General features: G+C 63.7%; 14 protein-coding genes and 3 pseudogenes. 12 read left to right on the forward strand and 5 right to left on the reverse strand.

What is annotated here, in order from left to right; translation table 11 throughout:
* Both A5645_RS08475 and A5645_RS08480 read left to right on the forward strand, forming a co-directional pair.
* On the forward strand, positions 1–1446 hold the full coding sequence (locus A5645_RS08475) for a FadR/GntR family transcriptional regulator (protein WP_065129219.1): 1446 nt from the start codon (positions 1–3) through the stop codon (positions 1444–1446).
* Between the two features lie 1165 nt (positions 1447–2611).
* Positions 2612–3106, forward strand: coding sequence for a 2-isopropylmalate synthase (locus tag A5645_RS08480; RefSeq protein WP_065129220.1), 495 nt, complete (start codon positions 2612–2614; stop codon positions 3104–3106).
* Between the two features lie 74 nt (positions 3107–3180).
* Here A5645_RS08480 and A5645_RS08485 read toward each other — a convergent pair whose 3' ends face one another.
* Positions 3181–4659 (reverse strand): cytochrome P450, encoded by a 1479-nt coding sequence (locus A5645_RS08485; RefSeq protein WP_155767935.1) that lies wholly within the window; start codon positions 4657–4659, stop codon positions 3181–3183.
* Between the two features lie 214 nt (positions 4660–4873).
* Between A5645_RS08485 and A5645_RS08490 the strand changes: the two genes are divergently transcribed.
* Positions 4874–5443, forward strand: a complete 570-nt coding sequence (locus A5645_RS08490) for a TetR/AcrR family transcriptional regulator (RefSeq protein WP_081288254.1) — start codon at positions 4874–4876, stop codon at positions 5441–5443.
* 35 nt (positions 5444–5478) lie between these two features.
* A complete protein-coding gene (locus A5645_RS08495) occupies positions 5479–6357 on the forward strand; it encodes an SDR family oxidoreductase (RefSeq protein WP_065038289.1) in 879 nt (292 codons plus the stop codon).
* Here A5645_RS08495 and A5645_RS08500 read toward each other — a convergent pair.
* Complete coding sequence (locus A5645_RS08500; protein ID WP_065129222.1) at positions 6348–7382, reverse strand: DNA polymerase IV; 1035 nt, start codon at positions 7380–7382, stop codon at positions 6348–6350. The genes A5645_RS08495 and A5645_RS08500 overlap by 10 nt on opposite strands.
* A complete protein-coding gene (locus A5645_RS08505) occupies positions 7379–8008 on the reverse strand; it encodes a TetR/AcrR family transcriptional regulator (RefSeq protein WP_065129223.1) in 630 nt (209 codons plus the stop codon). Before A5645_RS08505 ends, A5645_RS08500 begins: the two co-directional genes overlap by 4 nt.
* Before the next feature lie 88 nt (positions 8009–8096).
* Here A5645_RS08505 and A5645_RS08510 point away from each other — a divergent pair, with 88 nt between their 5' ends.
* From A5645_RS08510 to nrdE, 6 genes and pseudogenes are all read left to right on the forward strand, one after another.
* On the forward strand, positions 8097–8687 hold the full coding sequence (locus tag A5645_RS08510) for an NAD(P)H-dependent oxidoreductase (protein ID WP_414467461.1): 591 nt from the start codon (positions 8097–8099) through the stop codon (positions 8685–8687).
* 457 nt (positions 8688–9144) lie between these two features.
* On the forward strand, positions 9145–9384 hold the full coding sequence (locus A5645_RS08515; RefSeq protein ID WP_065038285.1) for a redoxin NrdH: 240 nt from the start codon (positions 9145–9147) through the stop codon (positions 9382–9384).
* A 36-nt stretch (positions 9385–9420) separates the two neighbouring features.
* The gene (nrdI, locus tag A5645_RS08520) at positions 9421–9873 is read left to right on the forward strand and encodes a class Ib ribonucleoside-diphosphate reductase assembly flavoprotein NrdI (RefSeq protein ID WP_065038284.1); all 453 of its coding nucleotides are present in this window, start codon (positions 9421–9423) and stop codon (positions 9871–9873) included.
* Positions 9843–10400 (forward strand): annotated as a pseudogene (locus tag A5645_RS29230) (ribonucleotide reductase N-terminal alpha domain-containing protein); the annotation flags it as partial. The gene nrdI and the pseudogene A5645_RS29230, both read left to right, overlap by 31 nt.
* A 6-nt stretch (positions 10401–10406) precedes the next feature.
* Positions 10407–11597: pseudogene (locus tag A5645_RS29235) on the forward strand (LAGLIDADG family homing endonuclease); the annotation flags it as partial.
* A 24-nt stretch (positions 11598–11621) separates the two neighbouring features.
* Positions 11622–13238 (forward strand): annotated as a pseudogene (gene nrdE, locus A5645_RS29240) (class 1b ribonucleoside-diphosphate reductase subunit alpha); the annotation flags it as partial.
* A 17-nt stretch (positions 13239–13255) separates the two neighbouring features.
* Here the strand turns inward: nrdE and A5645_RS08530 are convergent.
* Entirely contained in the window at positions 13256–14773 is a 1518-nt protein-coding gene (locus A5645_RS08530) for a GMC family oxidoreductase (RefSeq protein WP_065129225.1), read from the reverse strand.
* A gap of 449 nt (positions 14774–15222) precedes the next feature.
* Between A5645_RS08530 and A5645_RS08535 the strand changes: the two genes are divergently transcribed.
* Complete coding sequence (locus tag A5645_RS08535; RefSeq protein ID WP_065129226.1) at positions 15223–15666, forward strand: MmpS family transport accessory protein; 444 nt, start codon at positions 15223–15225, stop codon at positions 15664–15666.
* Positions 15663–18491 (forward strand): MMPL/RND family transporter, encoded by a 2829-nt coding sequence (locus A5645_RS08540; RefSeq protein ID WP_065129227.1) that lies wholly within the window; start codon positions 15663–15665, stop codon positions 18489–18491. The genes A5645_RS08535 and A5645_RS08540 overlap by 4 nt, the downstream gene beginning before the upstream one ends.
* Positions 18492–18503: 12 nt before the next feature.
* Here the strand turns inward: A5645_RS08540 and A5645_RS08545 are convergent, their stop codons facing one another.
* The gene (locus A5645_RS08545; protein WP_065129228.1) at positions 18504–19289 is read right to left on the reverse strand and encodes an alpha/beta fold hydrolase; all 786 of its coding nucleotides are present in this window, start codon (positions 19287–19289) and stop codon (positions 18504–18506) included.
* Positions 19290–19436: the final 147 nt, after the last annotated feature.

Below are 19436 nucleotides of genomic sequence, written 5' to 3' on the forward strand. Positions count from 1 at the left end.
ATGACCACTGAGCCGGAGCCTGTGCGGGCGGACAAGCGGGCCGCGCAGATCGCTCGGTGCATCGAAGCCGATATCGTCCGTCGCGGCTGGCCGGTCGGAGAGTCGCTCGGTTCCGAAGCGCTGCTGCAACAACAGTTTCGGGTGAGTCGATCGGTACTTCGAGAAGCCGTTCGCCTCGTCGAGCATCACCAGGTTGCGCGGATGCGTCGCGGCCCCAACGGCGGATTGCTCGTCTGCGCACCCGATGCCGGTCCAGCAACGCGGGCGGTCGTCATCTACCTCGAGTACCTGGGCACCACGCTGACCGATCTGCTCAACGCAAGGTTGGTGCTGGAGCCGTTGGCGGCCGAACTGGCCGCCGACCACATCGACGAAACCGGGATCGAACGACTGCGGGCGGTGCTGCGTGCCGAGCAGCAGTGGCGTCCCGGGCTTCCCGCACCTCCCGACGAGTTTCACCTCGCCCTCGCCGAGCAGTCGAAAAATCCAGTGCTGCAACTGTTTATCGACGTCCTGATGCGACTGACCAAACGGTACGCGCGGACGTCACGCACCGATTCGGCAGACCAGGCCGTCGAAGCGGCCCATCAGATGCGTGGTGACCATGCCGATATCGTCGCGGCCGTCACCTCGGGCGACTCGGCGCGAGCCAAGACGCTCAGCGAACGCCACGTACAGGGCGTCACGTCATGGCTACAGCGGCACCGCGCCCCGGCAGGCCGCGCGCAAGCGGGTAGGCGGGCACGCGCCGGCCTTGTGGCGCCACGCGGCAAACTTGCCGAAGTATTGGCCGCGAACATCGCCGACGACATTGCCGCCGACGGCTGGCAGGTCGGCTCGGTGTTGGGCACCGAGGCTGCGCTGCTTGCCAGGTACCAGGTGAGCCGCGCGGCATTGCGCGAAGCGGTGCGCCTGCTCGAGTACCACGCGGTCGCGCGGATGCGGCGCGGGCCCGGCGGCGGACTGATCGTCACAAAACCCCAGGCGCAGGCCAGCATTGACACCATCGCCCTGTATCTGCAGTACCGCCAGCCCAGCCGGGAAGACCTGAGGAGCGTGCGGGACGCAATCGAGATCCACAACGTCGCGGAGGTCGTCGCGCGACGGACCTTGCCGGACGTGGTCGCCTTCCTGGACCCGCGCAGCTGGACCCACATCGCCGAGGGCGGCGACGTTCGCCGGGCCGCGGTCGACGAGTTCCGCTTTCACGTCGGGCTCGCCGAACTGGCCGGAAATGCGGTGCTCGACTTGTTCCTGCGGATCATTGTCGAACTGTTCCGCCGGCACTGGTCCAGCACCGGACAGGCCCAGCTGACGTGGACCGACGTAACCGCGGTCGAGCACGCGCATCTACGGATTCTCGAGGCGATCGAGTCCGGCGATGACAGCCTGGCCCGCTACCGCATCCGTCGCCACCTGGACGCCGCGGCGTCCTGGTGGCTGTGAATGGTTACTGCGGTATGTCAGGGTTCGGCGGCGTGACCGGCACAGCGGGCGCAGTGGGTGCCGGAGGTTGGGCGCACCCGGCTGCCAGCGCGGCGAACGCCGTAATCAGTACGGCCCCTACGATTTTGATGGTCTTCGTGGCGAACATGGTGCGCATCGTTGCTACCCCGTTCCTCGTAGTTCACCGGCGGCTACACCCGGCATTGCCGATGTTATCCGGTTAGACGGCAAATTCTTACGGGTTAGTCAATATTTTTTGAAGCGAGTCAGCGCCTCAGCGCTGAACCTCCACGGGGCGGATCTCGGGCTGCGGTATTTCCCGCATGCCAGTGCTTCCGCAACCGGTCGCGAAAACGGCGTAGGCCGCGAAGATCATTGCACCCACCACCTGAGCCCACCTGCTAATCGTCATCGTTTCGCCTTTCTGCGGCGTTATTGCACGGTTGTCTACAACGAGTAGGCGATGTGATGGTATCGCCGTGTAGGCGCTACAACGAGTCCTTTCTGGGGCATCCATAGAAACTGCGTAAGTTACGCGTACGGGCCGCGGTCCGGGTTTGCTGCGGAAGGACGTGGCGCTGACCGTGAACCGGCGCCTCTACTACCGGCGACGGCCATGGGTGCGGATGATCGGTTGACCGGGGGTAAACCCCATCCCGCTGGGAACCGACCGCCCTAGCAGTGGCCCCCAGCGGGATCCCCCGACGTCATTCGGGCTCAGCGGCCTATCCGCCGGTGACCTCGAACTCAGGATTAACTTGTCGCTGGGCTGCGCAACCAGCAGATGCGACGGCCAACGCCGCCGCCAGCACTGCGACCACGACCCGAAGCGACTGCATCCCCCGACCGGGCCGCCTCGCGCGCATGGTCTCGCCTTTCGTTTGCTGGCTCTCACCCAACTCGCGTTTTACCGCTACCGGAATGCTAACGCGATCCCAGTGTGCCGCGAGTCGTTTTGACAGGAATTGTGTGACATTTCCGTACGCCGGGAAGAAAAGTAGTTGCGCGCGGTCCCGCACGATCGCTAGTGTTTCCGCTCGTGCCTCTTCCCGCGCTTGCAGTAGTAGCCAGCACCCGCAGCGGGGTCTGATCCAGACCGACCCCCCGCTGTGGGTCGGAAGCTACTCGCGTCGGTCGCTCCTTCGAGCCAGAGAAGACCGGCACCATGACTCTCCCCGAAACCACTCTTTCCGAAGTTCACGCCGACGCGTGGTTCGGCGACCACTTCGGCGTCGCCCTGCCGAGCGGCTTGCGCACATCGGCCGCGGCGATGTCGTGGCGGGACTTCGTGACCGCTTACGCGCCGGCCGCCGGGCCGCTTCGGCTCGGCCATTGGGAGTGCACCGACGCCGAACGCCCGGCCACGCGGATCGGGCCGCAAGCCCGTAACTACCGTGCGGTGATCGCGCAGGGTGATCGCATCAGCGCATCCACCGCCGCAGCCGGCGGACCCGTCGCCGCGCTCACGGCGATGCTGCACCAGCGCGGAATAGCGTTGGAAACGCTGAACTTTCACCAGATGCGCGCCGGCCGGCATACCGCCACGTTCGTCCGCGGAACCGACGGCACCCGCGCGGAATGGGCGATGGGGTGGGCCGAGGATCCGGTGCAGTCCGCGCTGCGTGCGGTGATCGCGTGCGCCAACCGTTTGTTGGGTTGAGACCCGCTGGGCGAGCAGACGCAAAAGCGCCCGACACGCCGTGCGTGCGGGGGCTTTTGCGTCTGCTCGGCCTACTAAAGCGGGCGAAGCACGATGGGCATGCCGTCCATCGGCACCGGCATGCCGCCGTAATCCCAACGCGCCGTGTAGCCAGGCCGCGGCAGTTCGAGACGATAACGGCGCAGCAGCCGGTGCACGATCGTCTTGACTTCCAGCTGACCGAACACCATCCCGATGCACTTGTGCGCCCCGCCGCCGAACGGTGTGAAGGCGTACCGGTGGCGCTTGTGCTCGTTGCGGGGCTCGGTGAACCGCAGCGGGTCGAATTTCATTGGGTCCGTCCACAATTCGGGTAGACGGTGATTCATCCCGGGGAAGGCGGTGATGTTGGTGCCCTCGGGCAGGTAGTGGCCCAGCAGTTCGGTGTCGCGCACCGTTCGCCGCATCGCCCACTGCACCGGTGTCACCAACCGGATCGACTCGTTCATCACCAGGTCCAGCGATTCCAGCTTGTCCAGCGACTCGATGTCCAGTGGCCCATCGCCGAGCCGGTCCGACTCGTCGCGGCAGCGTTGCTGCCACTCCGGGTGCGCGGCCAGGTGGTAGATCATCGTGGTGGCCGTCGACGTCGACGTGTCATGCGCGGCCATCATCAAGAAGATCATGTGGTTGATGACGTCCTGGTCGGAGAACCGGTTGCCGTCCTCGTCCTCGGTCTGGCACAACACGCTCAGCAGGTCGTTGCCTTCCGTGCCCCGGCGCTCCTTGACCCGCTCGGCGAAGTAGTTCTCCAGCAGCTCACGCGCCTTCAGGCCCCGCCACCAGGTGAACGGCGGCACCCCCTTGCGGATGACCGCGTTGCCGGCCCGGGTGGTCGTCGTGAACGCCCTGTTCACCTTGGTGACCAGCTCGCGATCGGTGCCGGGCTCATGCCCCATGAACACCATCGAGGCGATGTCGAGGGTGAGTTCCTTCATCGCTGGATACAGCAGGAAACGCGGGTCGTCGGTCACCCAGTCGTCGCGGGTGACGTGCGAGACCACCTCGTCGATGTGTTCGAGGTAGCCGACCAACCGCGAGCGGATGAAAGCTTCCTGCATGATCCGCCGGTGAAACATGTGCTCTTCGAAATCGAGCAGCATCAGGCCGCGGCGGAAGAACGGGCCGATGACGGGAACCCAGCCCTGCTGGGAGAAGTCCTTGTTGCGGTTGGAGTAGATGGCCTGGGCGGCATCCGGACCGAGCGCGGTGACGAACGGCAGAAACGGCGAGTCCCCGAAAATCAGCGGGCCCCGCGTTTCATACAGAAACATCAGATAGTCCGGTCCACCGCGCAGCATTTCGATCATGTGGCCCAGGATCGGCAGGCCGGCATCGCCGACGATCGGTTTGAGCCCGCTGTCGGGCGGGGGGTCGGCAAGTACCTTCTCTGGGAACTGGGTGTTTCGCAGCTTGCGCTCCACCATGCCCATGCCGGGAAAGTTGTTGAACGACGGGGTCAACCGACGTCGAGCCTGGTCAAGGAGGTATTGAGGGGTGCTGATTGTCGTCACCATTGACGCGCGCTCCTAACCGGTTTCCTGATCGGTTGTGGTAACCGTCACTATTGCCAATGATTTCGGAAAAACTTGACGCCTGTCAAGTTGTCTTCTTGAATTGATGTGGTGCATGGTCAGGAAGTGATCGCGAGTGCCTAGCCGGGCTGTCAACGATGAGCGCGCCGCGCCCGTGTTGCGTCGGCGCGGCGACAAACACCGGCAGGCGATCATGGAGGCCGTCCGTCAACTTCTGCAGGAGCGTCCCTTCTCGGAACTGTCGGTCAGCACCATCAGCACGCGGGCCGGGGTGGCCCGGTCGGGCTTCTACTTCTACTTCGACTCCAAGTACTCGGTGCTCGCCGCGATCCTGGCCGATGTCGCCGAGGAACTCGAGGAGCTCACGCACTACTTCGCGCCGCGCCAGGCCGACGAGTCGCCGCAGCAGTTCGCCTCCCGGATGGTCGGCAGTGCCGCCGTGGTTTACACGCACAACGACCCGGTGATGACCGCGTGTAACGCGGCCCGCCATACCGACATGGAGATTAGGGAGATCCTCGAGCAGCAATTCGAGGGGGTGCTGCGTCAGATCGTCACCATCGTCGACGCCGAGGTGAAAGCCGGGACCGCGCAACCCATCAGCGACGACCTTCCGGTGCTCATCCGCACCCTGGCGGGCACTACCGCGCTCATGCTCACCGGGGACCCGATGCTGGCGGGCCGGCACCATGATCCGGACCGCCGAGTGCGGGTGCTGGAGCAGTTGTGGCTCAACGCCTTATGGGGCGGCCCGGCGCGGTAGCAGGGGCTCCTGGTACCGCCGGTATCGTCACGTCCATGGCGCAGAGCGGATCGCAGCGGTACTTCGCGGGTAAGCGGTGTTTCGTCACGGGCGCGGCGAGCGGCATCGGCCGCGCGACCGCGTTGCGGCTGGCTGCGCAGGGCGCCGAACTCTATCTGACCGACCGGGACGAGGACGGACTGGCGCAGACGGTCGCCGACGCGCGAGCGCTCGGCGCCCAGGTGCCCGCGCACCGGGTGCTGGATATCTCGGACTACGCGCAGGTCTCGGCGTTCGCGACCGACATCCACGCCGCCCACGCCAGCATGGATGTGGTCCTCAACATCGCCGGGGTTTCGGCGTGGGGAACCGTCGACCGGTTGAGCCACGAGCAGTGGAGCAAGATGGTCCAGATCAATCTGATGGGCCCGATCCATGTCATCGAATCCTTCGTTCCGCACATGGTCGCCGCGCGCCGGGGTGGGCACGTGGTGAATGTCTCCTCGGCCGCCGGGCTCGTGGCCTTACCCTGGCACGCCGCGTACAGCGCCAGCAAGTACGGTCTGCGCGGCCTGTCCGAGGTGCTGCGCTTCGACCTGGCCCGGCACCGCATCGGGGTGTCCGTCGTGGTGCCCGGCGCGGTCAAGACCCCGCTGGTCAACACGGTCGAGATCGCCGGCGTAGACCGCAACGATCCTCAGGTCGCCCGGTGGGTTGACCGGTTCAGTGGGCACGCCGTCTCGCCCGAACGGGCCGCCGAGAAAATCCTGGCCGGGGTCGCCAAGAACAGGTACCTGATTTACACCTCGCAGGACATCCGCGCGCTGTATGCGTTCAAGCGGTTGGCTTGGTGGCCGTACAGCGTGGCGATGCGTCAGGTGAACGTGATCTTCACGCGCGCGTTGCGGCCGGGGCCGCCGCAACTTCAGCGCTGATCGGGCATTTGGAGTTCCAGACGCACACCGAGTAACCGGATGGGTCGGTCCAACTCGAACAGATCGAGGATGCGCAGCGCCGCGGCGGTGATGACTTCGGCATCGGTGGTCGGCGCGTCGAGCTTGCGGATCTTGGTGCGGGTATAGAACGTCGCGGTCCGCACCGTGACGGCCACCCGGGTGACGATACGCGCCCCGGCGATCACGTCGTCCAGCGTGCGCCGCGTCAATTCCGTTACCGCCGAATACATTTCAGACCTATCGGTGAGGTCCCGCGGGAAGGTGATGACGTGGCTGCGCGAGCGCGGCACCCACGGTTCGGCACTGACTTCGGTGTCGCCGCCGCCCTTCGCAAGCAACAGCAGCCACAGCCCGGTGCGCGGGCCGAACGTCGTCGTCAGCAGTTCGCCATCGCTGTGCGCCAGCTGCCACACCGTGGTGATGCCCTGCGCGGCAAGCTTTTTCGCCGTCTTCGGGCCGACACCCCACAGCGCGTCCACCGGGCGGTCGGCCATCAATGTCATCCAGTTGGCATCGGTCAGCTGAAATACGCCGGCCGGTTTCGCGAAGCCGGTCGCCACTTTAGCGCGCTGTTTGTTGTCACTGATCCCCACCGAGCAGGACAAGCCGGTCTGTGTGGAGATGACGGTGCGGATCTGCTCGGCGAGTTCGCATGGATCCCCGTCCGCCAACCCGACATACGCCTCGTCCCAGCCCCACACCTCGACCGGATGTCCAAGGTCGCGCAACAATTCCATCACCTCGTCGGACGCGGCGTCGTAGGCGTCCGAATCCGAGGGAAGGAAGGTAGCGTCCGGGCACCGGCGGGCGGCCGCGCGCATCGGCATGCCCGCGTGCACCCCGAATTCGCGTGCCTGATAGGACGCGCAGGTGACAACCTTGCGCGGCTCGGTCGGGTCACCGTTGCCGCCGACGATCACCGGCAGCCCGACCAGTTCGGGATGGCGGCGCAACTCGACCGAGGCCAGGAACTGGTCGAGGTCGACGTGCAGGATGTGCCTCACCTTCCGCACAGCTTGCGCGCCAAGCTCTCCCACCCGTCGCCCAGCGTCTGCTGGTTGTGGCTGCCCTCGGTCAGCTGATGGCCGACGTAGCCGGCGTCGAGCAGCGCCAGCAGCGCATCTGTTTGGACATCGAGATCGCCCGTGGTGTGCGCTGAGTGCAGCAGTACCCAGACATGCCGGCGCTGGACGACGGCCGCGCCGACGTGGCGGCTGTGCGGGTCGCGGCTGGCCGCCGAGAGCAACTCGTGGTGGGTGTTCACGAAGCAGATCCGCTCCCGGCCGAACGCGATCAACCGCTCGAGGGGCGGCGCGTCGGGCCCGAGCGGGGGCGGTCCGAAGAGGAAGGCCTGTTGGAAGGCCTTCTCGTCCTCATCGAGGAGCACCATCATCAGTCCGGCCCGGCTGCCGAACCGGCGGAACAGGGTTCCCTTGCCGACGCCGGCGGCGGCGGCGATGTCGTCGGTGGTCACCGCATCGGCGCCGCGTTCGGCGACGAGGTGGCGCGCGGCGTCCAGGAGCAGCGCCCGGTTGCGCGCGGCGTCACTTCGCTCGGGTAGCGAGGGTTCCTGCAAGCGGATTCCGGGCGCCGGCATGCCCAACTGGCCCAGCCGCTCGTTTTCGCTCACCTACGCACTTTAACTCCGCGGGAATTAATCGGACTATAGTCCGGTTAGGTCGTGCGAAGATGTAGCAACAATTCGAAAGGACATGAACGTGACAGAAACCAAGATCTTGGCTCTGGTCGGCAGCTTGCGCGCGGGGTCGATCAATCGCCAGATCGCCGAGCTCGCGGCTGACGTGGCCCCCGAAGGTGTCACCGTCACCCTGTTCGAGACCCTGGCGGACGTGCCTTTCTACAACGAAGACCTCGATCCCGGGGTAGGGACGCCCGTCGAGGAACCCGCGGCGGTGGCCGCGTTGCGCACCGCGGCGAGTGAGGCCGACGCGGCGTTAGTGGTGACCCCCGAGAACAACGGAACTATCCCGGCTGTGCTCAAGAACGCGATCGACTGGTTGTCCCGGCCGTTCGGCGACGGCGCGCTCAACGGCAAGCCACTGGCGGTTGTCGGTGGAGCGCTGGGCCGGTACGGCGGGGTCTGGGCACACGACGACACCCGCAAGGCGTTCGGAATCGCCGGGGCGCGCGTGCTCGACGAGGTCAAGCTGTCTGTCCCGTTCGGCACACTTGGCGGCCTGCCGCCGGCCGAGAACGCGGAGCTGACCGAAAGCGTGCGTGAGGTGGTGGGCAAGCTGGCGGCCGAGGTTACTGCGCACGCCGGCGCGGGGGTCGCCACCGAGGCATAACGCGTCACTGAACGCTCTAGTCAAAGCCGTCGGCGAATGCGCCGGCGGCTTTGCTGGCTCTCGGTCGGGCTCTGCCGTCGGCCGCGCTTGTCAGTGGTCGGTGTTAAACCTGACGCCATGTACACCTATCCCGTCAGTTGTGATCTGCGACACGCCGAGGCGACACGGGCGACACGCTTACGACCAGGGAATTTCAGAAATGTTATTCAGAACATGTTGTATCTCTTCTCGTCGTCACCCCCTAGGTGTAGTGTTTGAGCACCGGCAGAACCCAGGTTCACCAGGCGTCCAGGCTCCTGATGAACTTCCCGGAATCGGCGTCTCCAGGTCGGTTGACACGGCGCCGCAAAACGGGAATCTGGGGGGTTGTCGGGTCGCTGTACCTAGTACAGATGTGCCACCAGAGTCGTTGCCAGTCCTTTTGATGTCCCCACTTCCGCAAAGGAGCGGTACGCCCATGACCATTACCGTTTACTCCAAGCCCGCATGCGTGCAGTGCGTCGCCACCTACAAGGCACTGGACAAGCAGGGCGTCGCCTACCAGAAGGTCGACATCACGCTGGATTCTGAAGCGCGTGACTACGTGATGGCGCTCGGTTACCTGCAGGCGCCCGTCGTGGTGGCCGACAACGACCACTGGTCCGGGTTCCGGCCGGACCGCATCAAGGCACTCGCCGAGGCGGCGCTCAGCGCCTAGCGCGGGTAGGCAAGTAAGTAAGGAGGTTGCGGTGCCATGGATGGTCTGGGACGCAACCTGGTCTATTTCTCGTCCGTGTCGGAGAACACCCACCGCTTTGTGCAGAAGCTGGGTGTTCCCGCCACACGGATACCGCTGCATGAACGCATAGAGGTCGACGAGCCGTACGTGCTGGTGCTGCCCACGTACGGCGGCGGCCGGGCCACGCCGAACATCAACGACGGTGGCTACGTCCCCAAGCAGGTCATCACTTTCCTGAACAACGAGCACAACCGCTCGCTCATCCGCGGCGTCATCGCCGCGGGCAACAACAACTTCGGTGCCGAATTCGCCTACGCGGGCAACGTGGTGTCCCGCAAGTGCGGTGTTCCGTACCTCTACCGATTCGAACTCATGGGAACCCAGGACGACGTCGATGCCGTCCGCGCGGGCCTGGCCCAATTCTGGAAGGAACAGACGTGCCACCAACCGTCACTGCAGAGCCTGTAACCACCGGCACGCACGCGTCGCAGAACGAAACGGATTACCACGCGCTCAACGCGATGCTGAATCTGTACGACGCCGACGGCAAGATTCAGTTCGACAAGGACGTACTCGCCGCGCGCCAGTACTTCCTCGAGCACGTCAACCAGAACACCGTGTTCTTCCACAACCAGGACGAGAAACTCGACTACCTGATCCGCGAGAACTACTACGAGCGTGAGGTGCTCGACCAGTACTCGCGAAACTTTGTCAAGACGCTGCTGGACCGCGCCTACGCCAAGAAGTTCCGGTTTCCCACCTTCCTCGGTGCGTTCAAGTACTACACCTCCTACACGCTGAAGACCTTTGACGGAAAGCGCTACCTGGAGCGCTTCGAAGACCGGGTCGTCATGGTCTCGCTCACCCTGGCCGCCGGTGACACCGCACTGGCCGAGAAGTTGGTGGACGAAATCATCGACGGCCGGTTCCAGCCGGCCACTCCGACCTTCCTGAATTCGGGGAAGAAGCAGCGCGGTGAGCCGGTCTCGTGCTTTCCCGCCGGAACTCCCATCGACACCGCCGAGGGGCCGAAGGCCATCGAGGCGCTGCGCGCAGGTGACCGGGTGCTGTCGCACGACGGGTCATTCTCAGTAGTCGAGTCGGTCATTGAGAACCCGAATGATCAACCGCTGGTTGAAATCTCGCATTTCGGTCACAAAGAGCCGATCCTGTGCACCCCTGAGCATCCGATCCTGGTATGGACGACGCGCGATGTGCAGACATTGATTGACGGTGACGGTGCCGATCCGTTCAACGGCTTTGTGTGGCTAGCCGCCAAAGACATCCGTCCGACGGACTTCATCGTGACGGCCGCGCCGTTGGAGCAGCGTCCACGGCGGGTTTACGACCTGATGGAACACGTCGGCGCCGGCGAATACGAAGAAGTCGACGGACTGATCCGCAAGGTGAACGTAGACCTGAAACATCGCAACAAGCAGCGTCACCATATGAAGTTCGTGTCGGTGAATCGCTATGTGGAGGAGTCCTACGACCTGGGACTCATCCTTGGTTGGTACATAGCAGAAGGACACATCTCAAAGCCGTCGGGACCCGATGGCGTGAGGACGCCCAACGGCATCCACTTCACCATCGGCACACACGAACTCGAATACCAACACGAGTTGGCGGTGGCCTTCAAGCGAGTGTTTGCTGCTGACCTTGCCGTTCACCAGAGTGTGTCGGACCAATCGGTGCGGATGATCTGCAACAGCAAGGTGGTGGCTTCGCTCTTCCTGTCGTTGGTCGGCACCGGCTATCACCTCAAGCGCCTGTCCCACGATGTCCTGACAGCCGATGAGGACTTTCAACGTGGTCTGTTGGCCGGGTTGTTCCGCGGTGACGGGTGCTCGACCACCGGCGGTATGGTGCTTGACCTGGTCAACCCCGAGCTCGTCGACCAGGTGCAACTATTGCTGCGCCGCGTCGGCATCATGTCCCGGGTTCGTCATTACACCAACCAGTCTGGGAATGTGACGGGTCAGGTGTTCGTCCCGGGCCTGCCCGGCGCAAATGAGGACTTCATCTTCGACGTAGGCAAGAACCTGTACAACTATGTGGGGCAGAAGGGTACCTCGCGCACTACGTACCAGGTAGTTAACGGGCGGCACGTATACGGGATCCGCGGCCTCACGCAGACGCAGGAGACCCCAGAGAAGGTGTACAACCTCCACGTCGAGGGCACGCACACCTACACGATTCGCGGCACCGTCGTGCACAACTGCTTCCTCCTTCGCATCGAGGACAACATGGAGTCGATCGGTCGCTCGATCAATTCCGCGTTGCAGCTTTCCAAGCGCGGCGGCGGAGTCGCGCTGCTGCTGAGCAACATTCGCGAGCACGGCGCGCCGATCAAGAACATCGAGAACCAGTCCTCGGGCGTCATCCCGATCATGAAGCTGCTCGAGGACTCCTTCTCCTACGCCAACCAACTCGGTGCGCGTCAGGGTGCAGGAGCGGTGTACCTGCAGGCCCACCACCCCGACATCTACCGCTTCCTGGACACCAAGCGGGAGAACGCCGACGAGAAGATCCGGATCAAGACGCTGAGCCTGGGCGTGGTGATTCCCGACATCACCTTCGAGCTGGCCAAGAAGAACGAGGACATGTATCTGTTCTCGCCGTATGACGTCGAACGCGTCTACGGAAAGGCTTTCGCCGACATCTCGGTCACCGAGAAGTACTACGAGATGGTCGACGACGCACGCATCCGCAAGACCAAGATCAAGGCGCGCGAGTTCTTCCAGACGCTGGCCGAGTTGCAGTTCGAGTCCGGTTACCCCTACATCATGTTCGAGGACACGGTGAACCGGGCGAACCCGATCGAAGGCAAGATCACCCACTCCAACCTGTGCTCGGAGATCCTGCAGGTCTCCACACCGTCGGAGTTCAACGACGACTTGTCATACGCCAAGGTGGGCAAGGACATTTCGTGCAACCTGGGGTCGCTCAACATCGCCAAGACGATGGACTCGCCGGACTTCGCCCAGACCATCGAGGTGGCGATCCGCGCGCTGACCGCGGTGAGCGATCAGACCCACATCACCTCGGTGCCCTCGATCGAGCAGGGCAACAACGACTCTCACGCGATCGGGCTGGGGCAGATGAACCTGCACGGGTATCTGGCCCGCGAAGGCATCTTCTACGGTTCCGAAGAGGGCGTCGACTTCACCAACATCTACTTCTACACGGTGCTCTACCACGCGCTGCGGGCGTCGAATCGTATTGCGATTGAACGCGGTACGCATTTCAAGGGGTTCGAACGTTCCAAGTACGCCTCGGGAGAGTTCTTCGACAAGTACACCGATGAGGTCTGGGAGCCCGCAACCGAGAAGGTGCGCCAGCTCTTCGCCGATGCCGGCATCCGCATTCCCACCCAGGACGACTGGAAGCGGTTGAAGGAGTCGGTGCAGACGCACGGCATCTACAACCAGAACCTGCAGGCGGTGCCGCCGACCGGGTCGATCTCCTATATCAATCACTCGACGTCCTCGATTCACCCGATCGTGTCCAGGGTGGAGATCCGCAAGGAAGGCAAGATCGGCCGCGTCTACTACCCGGCGCCCTACATGACCAACGACAACCTGGAGTACTACCAGGACGCGTACGAAATCGGCTACGAGAAGATCATCGATACCTACGCCGCCGCGACCCAGCACGTGGATCAGGGGCTGTCACTGACGTTGTTCTTCAAGGACACCGCCACCACGCGCGACGTCAACAAGGCGCAGATCTACGCCTGGCGCAAGGGAATCAAGACGCTGTACTACATCCGGCTGCGTCAGATGGCTTTGGAAGGAACCGAGGTCGAGGGGTGCGTGTCCTGCATGCTGTAGGGCACGATGCCGGCAGATCAGGGTAGGGTGCCGGCGCTGGGGCTCTTGATGAGAGCTGCTGCCCGTTCCGCAATCCCGTAGACGGTTGCCATTGTGTTGGTTGCCGGTAGCGAGGGCATGACCGACGCATCGACGACCCGGAGCCCAGAGACGCCGTGGACGCGAAGCTGGTCATCGACCACTGACTCATGAGCTTGGCCCATTGCGCATGTGCCGGCTGGGTGAAAGTAGGTGCCTACCGTCTGTTTGACGAACTCTCGCAATGCATCCCTGGTGCCGACTTGTGGTCCTGGCGCTACTTCGGCGCCACGCCAACCGTCCATTGCGGGCGCGGCCCCGATCTCTCGGGCTGTGAATAGACCCTCCACCAGAGTTTCCAAGTCACGCTCATCCCCGAGGTAGTTCGGGTCGACGACGGGTTCCAAGTCAGCGGCTCGGCCCGCCAAGCGCACTCTGCCGCGACTGAACGGTTGCAGCGCCGAGACACCGATAACGTAGATGTTCGGTATGTCGACTCCTGCTAAAGCGCCCGTATCCACCATCAGGATCTGTAAGTCAGGCGCCGCACCGGCATGTTTGGAGCGAACCACTCCCATTATCTCGCCGTGGTTGTTCTGCGGTGTCGGAATAGGCCGAGTTGCTTGATATATCACTCCGGTGAAGGGATGGTCTTGCAGGTTGAGTCCTACGCCGGGTAGGTCGCATACAACGTCGATGCCAACGTCTCGGAGATGGCTTTGCGGTCCGACACCCGAAATCATGAGGAGCCTTGGCGAGCCAATTGCGCCGGCGCACAGCAAGACTTCGCCTGCCATGGCGGTCGTCGGAGCTTGGCCGGCGACGTCGAAGTCCACTCCGGTACAGCGACCGTTGACAATTCGCAGCCGGTGCACGAAAGCGTCCGCCACCAGGGTCAGATTCTCGCGGGGAAGCACGGGCCACAAGTAAGCATCCGCAGCGCTCTGCCGGCGCCCGCCGACGATTGTCACATCCGGTGACGCGAAACCCAGCTCGCATCCGCCGCTCAGGTCCTTAGCCTGCCGGTAGCCGCATTGCAGTGCGGCGCACAATCCGGCCGCGAGTACCTCGTTCGGTGACTCCACCGGCGCCACCTGCAGGGGTCCGCTCTTACCCCGCAGAGCAGCATCGCCGTAGCGCGCGGTCTCGCTCGCTTTGAAGTAAGGCAACAGGTCGCCGAACTGCCAGCCCGGTGGCCAATCGGCGTAGCTGTCGCGGTGGCCGCGGGTAAAGGTCATGCCGCTGATTGCGGAGGAACCCCCCACACCACGCCCGAGCGGGAGATGGACTGCCCTGCCGATTGCCGACTGAACAGTGGTGAGAGTCCCGCCGTCGGCCGAACTTCCTATCAACGTGGGCCATTGCGGCGGCTGCGCGCTCGCAGGCGGAAGGGTGGCACTGCCAGCCTCGAGCAATAGGATTCGGACGTTGCTGTCGTCGCTGAGCCGGCGCGCCAAGACGCACCCGGCGGTACCTGCGCCTATGACGATGAAGTCGTAGGACTCGATTTTTGGCAAGGTGAAGTCCCCCTAAGGGCTAGCAGAAAACGAATTGCGTTGGCGACGTTGACTTTCCGTCGTTGACACCGGCCACCATACGACGGCGGTTGCGGACCTTTCAAGGCCTGACGGGCGGGGCTCCTTCCGGCCGCGTTTTCCGGCCAGCGGCCGCGCAATCCGGGTAGACCGGCGACGGTCGCGCCCCTACCGTTTCAGCAGAAAGCCGGCGAAGGTGCCCTCTGTGGGTGCCTTCGCCGATGGCGCTGAAACCGAAGGATCAACTCTCGTGACCGTGACTGGGCCCGACACACCCGTACAGCCCTGCGGCGAAGTGCTGAGCGCCGCGCCTCGGCTGCATTGAGTCCCGTCGCCGTGTCTGCCTGAAGGATCCCAGCAGAGGTCACTCACGCTTGGTTGCGGGTGCCTGAGCTGCTGCATGCGTGTAATACGAAGGACCGCAACAACAAATGAAAGTCCCCATAGGTCGGCGATTGCTCAACAGGCTCTGGCTGCCCGCCGTCGTCGCCGTCGTAGCCGTATTGGCCGGATTTGTCATCAACTCCGCGCACGGAATCTTCGGTTCAGAGGACCGAACCCGAAGCCCGGGCAACAAATTCGCCATCGCGCAGTTCAATCCCAAACGCATCGAATACGACGTCTTCGGGGAGTTGGCGGGGTGGGGGAGAGCGAGCTACTGGGATGTGAACTCCCACCCCGTGGTGGTCGACCTCTCGGCACTGCCCTGGACACACACGGAGGTAACCGTTTTGACGACGGCGACCGCGGATATCACCGCACAGGTATCGGGCGGAACCGTCGGCTGCCGTATCACCGTTGACGGACAGGTTCGCTCGGAGCACACGGCCACGGGTGATCATGCCGGCGTCTGGTGTCAGGTGCTGTCCGCATGAAGGCCGACAGCACCAGCGCCATGCGCAAACCCTTTGTCGCGCGGACGATCCGCAAGTTCGCCGTGCCCGTGGTCCTGGCCTGGGTCGCGCTGATGATCGTCCTCAATGTGGTCGTCCCGCAATTGGAGCCCGTAACCGAGGCGGGCCGGGGCCCCCTGGTCCCGGTCGACGCGCCATCGGCACAGGCGCTCATCCACATTGGGCAGGTGTTCCACGAGTCCGACAGCAATAGCCTGGTGATGGTCGTCCTGGAGGGCGAACACAAACTCGACCAATCCGACCACCTGTTCTACGACGACCTGGTCGCAAAGCTGCAGCACGACAAGCACGTTCAATACGTGATGAACCTATGGGGTCAGGGGACCACCGCCGCCGGAGTGCAGAGCAACGACGGCAAAGCGTCCTACACGCTGGTGCGTACCGCCGGCAATCTCGGGTCGGCGCTGTCTGACGAGTCGATCAAGGCGGTGCGGGATCTCGTCTCGCAGACCAAGACCCCGCCGGGGCTGAAGGTCTACGTCTCCGGCTCCGCACCGCTGTCGGCGGACATGCTGCAGGCCGGCAACGAGAGCCTGATCATGATCATGTTCGTCACCATCGTGCTCATCTCGGTGATGCTGCTGATCGTCTACCGCTCGATCACAACCGCGGTGCTCGTCCTGTTCATGGTGATGCTGGAACTGAATTGCGGACGCGGCATCGTCTCGTTCCTGGTCTTTCACAAGGTGATCGGGATATCAGAATTCGCCTCGAACTTGTTGGTATCGTTGATCCTCGGAGCGGGAACGGATTACGCGATCTTTCTGATCGGCCGCTACCAAGAAGCACGCCACGCCGGCGAAGACCGGGAAACCGCTTACTATTCCGCCGTGCACGGCGTGTCCCATGTCATCCTGGGCTCGGGCCTGGCGGTCGCCGGCGCAACCTTCTGCCTCAAATTCACCCGGCTCAACTACTTCAATACCTGCGGAATCCCCTGCGCGATCGCCATGCTGACCGCGGTAGCAGCCGCCCTGACCTTCGGCCCGGCGGTGCTTGCGCTGGGCAGCCGGGTGGGCATCTTCGAACCGAAACGTAAAGCCGGAGCAGGTGTTTGGCGCAAAGTCGGCACTTTGACGGTGCGGTGGCCGGGCCGGGTTCTGCTGGCAAGTTGCGTCGTCGTGCTGGTCGGATCGCTGACGTTGCCCACCTACCATCCCAACTACGACGACCGGATCTACATCTCCGATGACAGCCCGTCCAAGCAGGGATACGCCGCCAGCGACCGACACTTCCCGGTCAGCAGGCTGAACGGTGACATGCTGATGGTCGAATCCGATCATGATATGCGCAACAGCACGGACATGATCGCGCTGGACCGAGTGGCGCGCAGTGTGTTCCACACCCCAGGAGTGGGACTGATTCAGAGCGTCACCAGGCCGCTGGGTACACCGCTCGAGCATTCGTCGTTCACCTACACCATCGGCACCATGGGGACGAAAATCAAAGAACTGCTGCCGTTCCTCACCGACCTGAACACCCGGCTGAGCGACATGGCCAACATCACGAACCGCATGACAGACCTGATGCGACAGCAGCAAGAACTGACGTCGCAGCAGGCCGGCGCGGCCCATATCGCCGCCGATGCCGCCCGCGGCATGAAGGACGTCACCGATGCGCTGCGGGACAACATCGCCGATTTCGACGATGTCTGGCGCCCGATCCGGAGCTACTTCTATTGGGAGAAGCACTGTTTCGACATCCCGGTCTGCTGGTCGCTGCGTTCGCTGTTCGACGCCACCGACAAGATCGACCAGCTCGATGAGCAGATGGACAAGAACCTGAAAGCCGCCCTGATTCAGGACGCGGTGCTGCCGCAACTGGTCGATCTGCTCGGCCGCAACGTCGACCAGCTCAACGAGCTTCGGGAGAAGATCCTCGCCGAGCACAGCACGATCGAGCCGCAACTGGCCGAGTTGGAGGCGCTGAGCCGGCAGATGATGGATCTGGGCTACGCGTTCGACAGTTCGAAGAACGACGAGTTCTTCTACCTACCGCCGGATGCGTTCGAAAACCCGTCTTTTCAGATCGATCTGAAATTCTTCATGTCCCCGGACGGTAAGGCCGCGCGATACATGATCTACCACGACGGCGAAGCGCTGACGGAAGCGGGCATCCACCACGACCAGGTGTATCTGGCCGCCGCCGAGGAGGCGCTGAAAGGCACCACGCTCGGCGGGTCGCGCGTCTATCTCGGCGGTGCCGCGACGACGTACTGGGACATCCAGGATGCCGCGAAGACGGACCTGATCATCGCGGCCGCAGCGGCATTCGCATTGATCTTTCTGGTGATGCTGCTCATCACCGGCAGCATTATCGCCGCGCTGGTCATCATCGGCACGGTGGCGTTCTCCTATTCGGGAGCGTTCGGGCTGTCCATCTTGATCTGGCAGCACGCCTTCGGCATACCGATGAGTTGGCTGGGCCTGCCGCTCACCTTCATCATCCTGGTGGCGGTCGGTTCGGACTACAACCTGCTGCTCATCGCCCGCTACCTGGAAGAAAGCAAGGCGGGCCTGAACACCGGTCTGATTCGGGCGGTGGCCAATTCCGGCAAGGTGGTCACCACCGCCGGTCTGGTGTTCGCCGTCACCATGATGGCAATGGTCTCCGGCAAACTGGTTTCGGTCGGCGAAATGGGATCCACGATCGGCATCGGCCTGCTGCTCGACACGCTCATCGTGCGTTCCTTCATCACACCAGCCATCGCCCGCCTGCTCGGACCGTTCTTCTGGTGGCCCAGGCTGATCCCGTCCCGACCGCCGAGAAACCTGGTCAGAGGCTGACGCCGCCAGGGATTACTCGTCAACAGCGGCATCGAAATCCACTACCGCGCGGACGAATTGCTCTGGTTCGTAGTCGATCGCGTGATGTCCTTGCCCGCGCAGGGCCACGACTGTGGCGTCCGGTATTCGAGCGGCGAGGGCTGTGGCGGCGGCCCGAAAGTAGGCCGGGCTCTCGGTGCCGAGCAACATTCGCACGGGGACGGTGATGGCGGCATGCCGCGCTGTCACGCGATAGGCGCTGGCATGGGTGAGCTCACGGCCGGCCGTGTGTGCGATCGAATCGGCGACATACGAAAACTCCCGATCCGCAAGGTCTTTGGTCTCCGACAACGGCAGGTGCAGGGTTTCGCGGTAGAACGCTTCGAGGATGCCGCGCGGGTGGGGCATCGCGGTGATCCGGGCCCAGCCATCCGGGGAGCCGCCGCCGAGGCCCGTTGACGGTATCGGCGGCTCGTAAAGCATGATGCGGCGGAAAGCCGGCGTGATCAGAGCCGCTTCCAGCACCGCCAACGCGCCGTAAGAATGCCCGAGCGCGTACACATTTCCACCGAGTGCTTCCGCGACCGCCGCGACGTCCTCGGCCTCCCGGCCCAGGCTGTAGGGCTGCACCTCGGCCGTGCTCAGCCCTCGACCGCGTCGGTCCATCGCATGAACGGTGTAGCGCTGCGCCAGTGCCGGTGTCACCGAGGACCAGCGAGCACGCGTGCCGGTGCTGCCGTGCACGAGTAGTAGGGGTGGACCGGCGCCGACGGATTCGTAGCCGATCGTGGTGCCATCGGGGGAGATAACGGTTGCCATGCTTGTAGCAACGCCGCGGCGGACTCGCATCGAGCTTTCGCAATGCGCCATCTAGTCCACAGATCCGGACGCCTTTCCATTCCAACGGCATTCGCGCTGCACCGCCGTTGTTGACTGCGCTGACTGTCATGACAACAGGGAAGGGTA

Origin of the sequence: Mycobacterium asiaticum, assembly GCF_001673635.1 — a bacterium.
GTDB classification, from domain to species: Bacteria; Actinomycetota; Actinomycetes; order Mycobacteriales; family Mycobacteriaceae; genus Mycobacterium; species Mycobacterium asiaticum_C.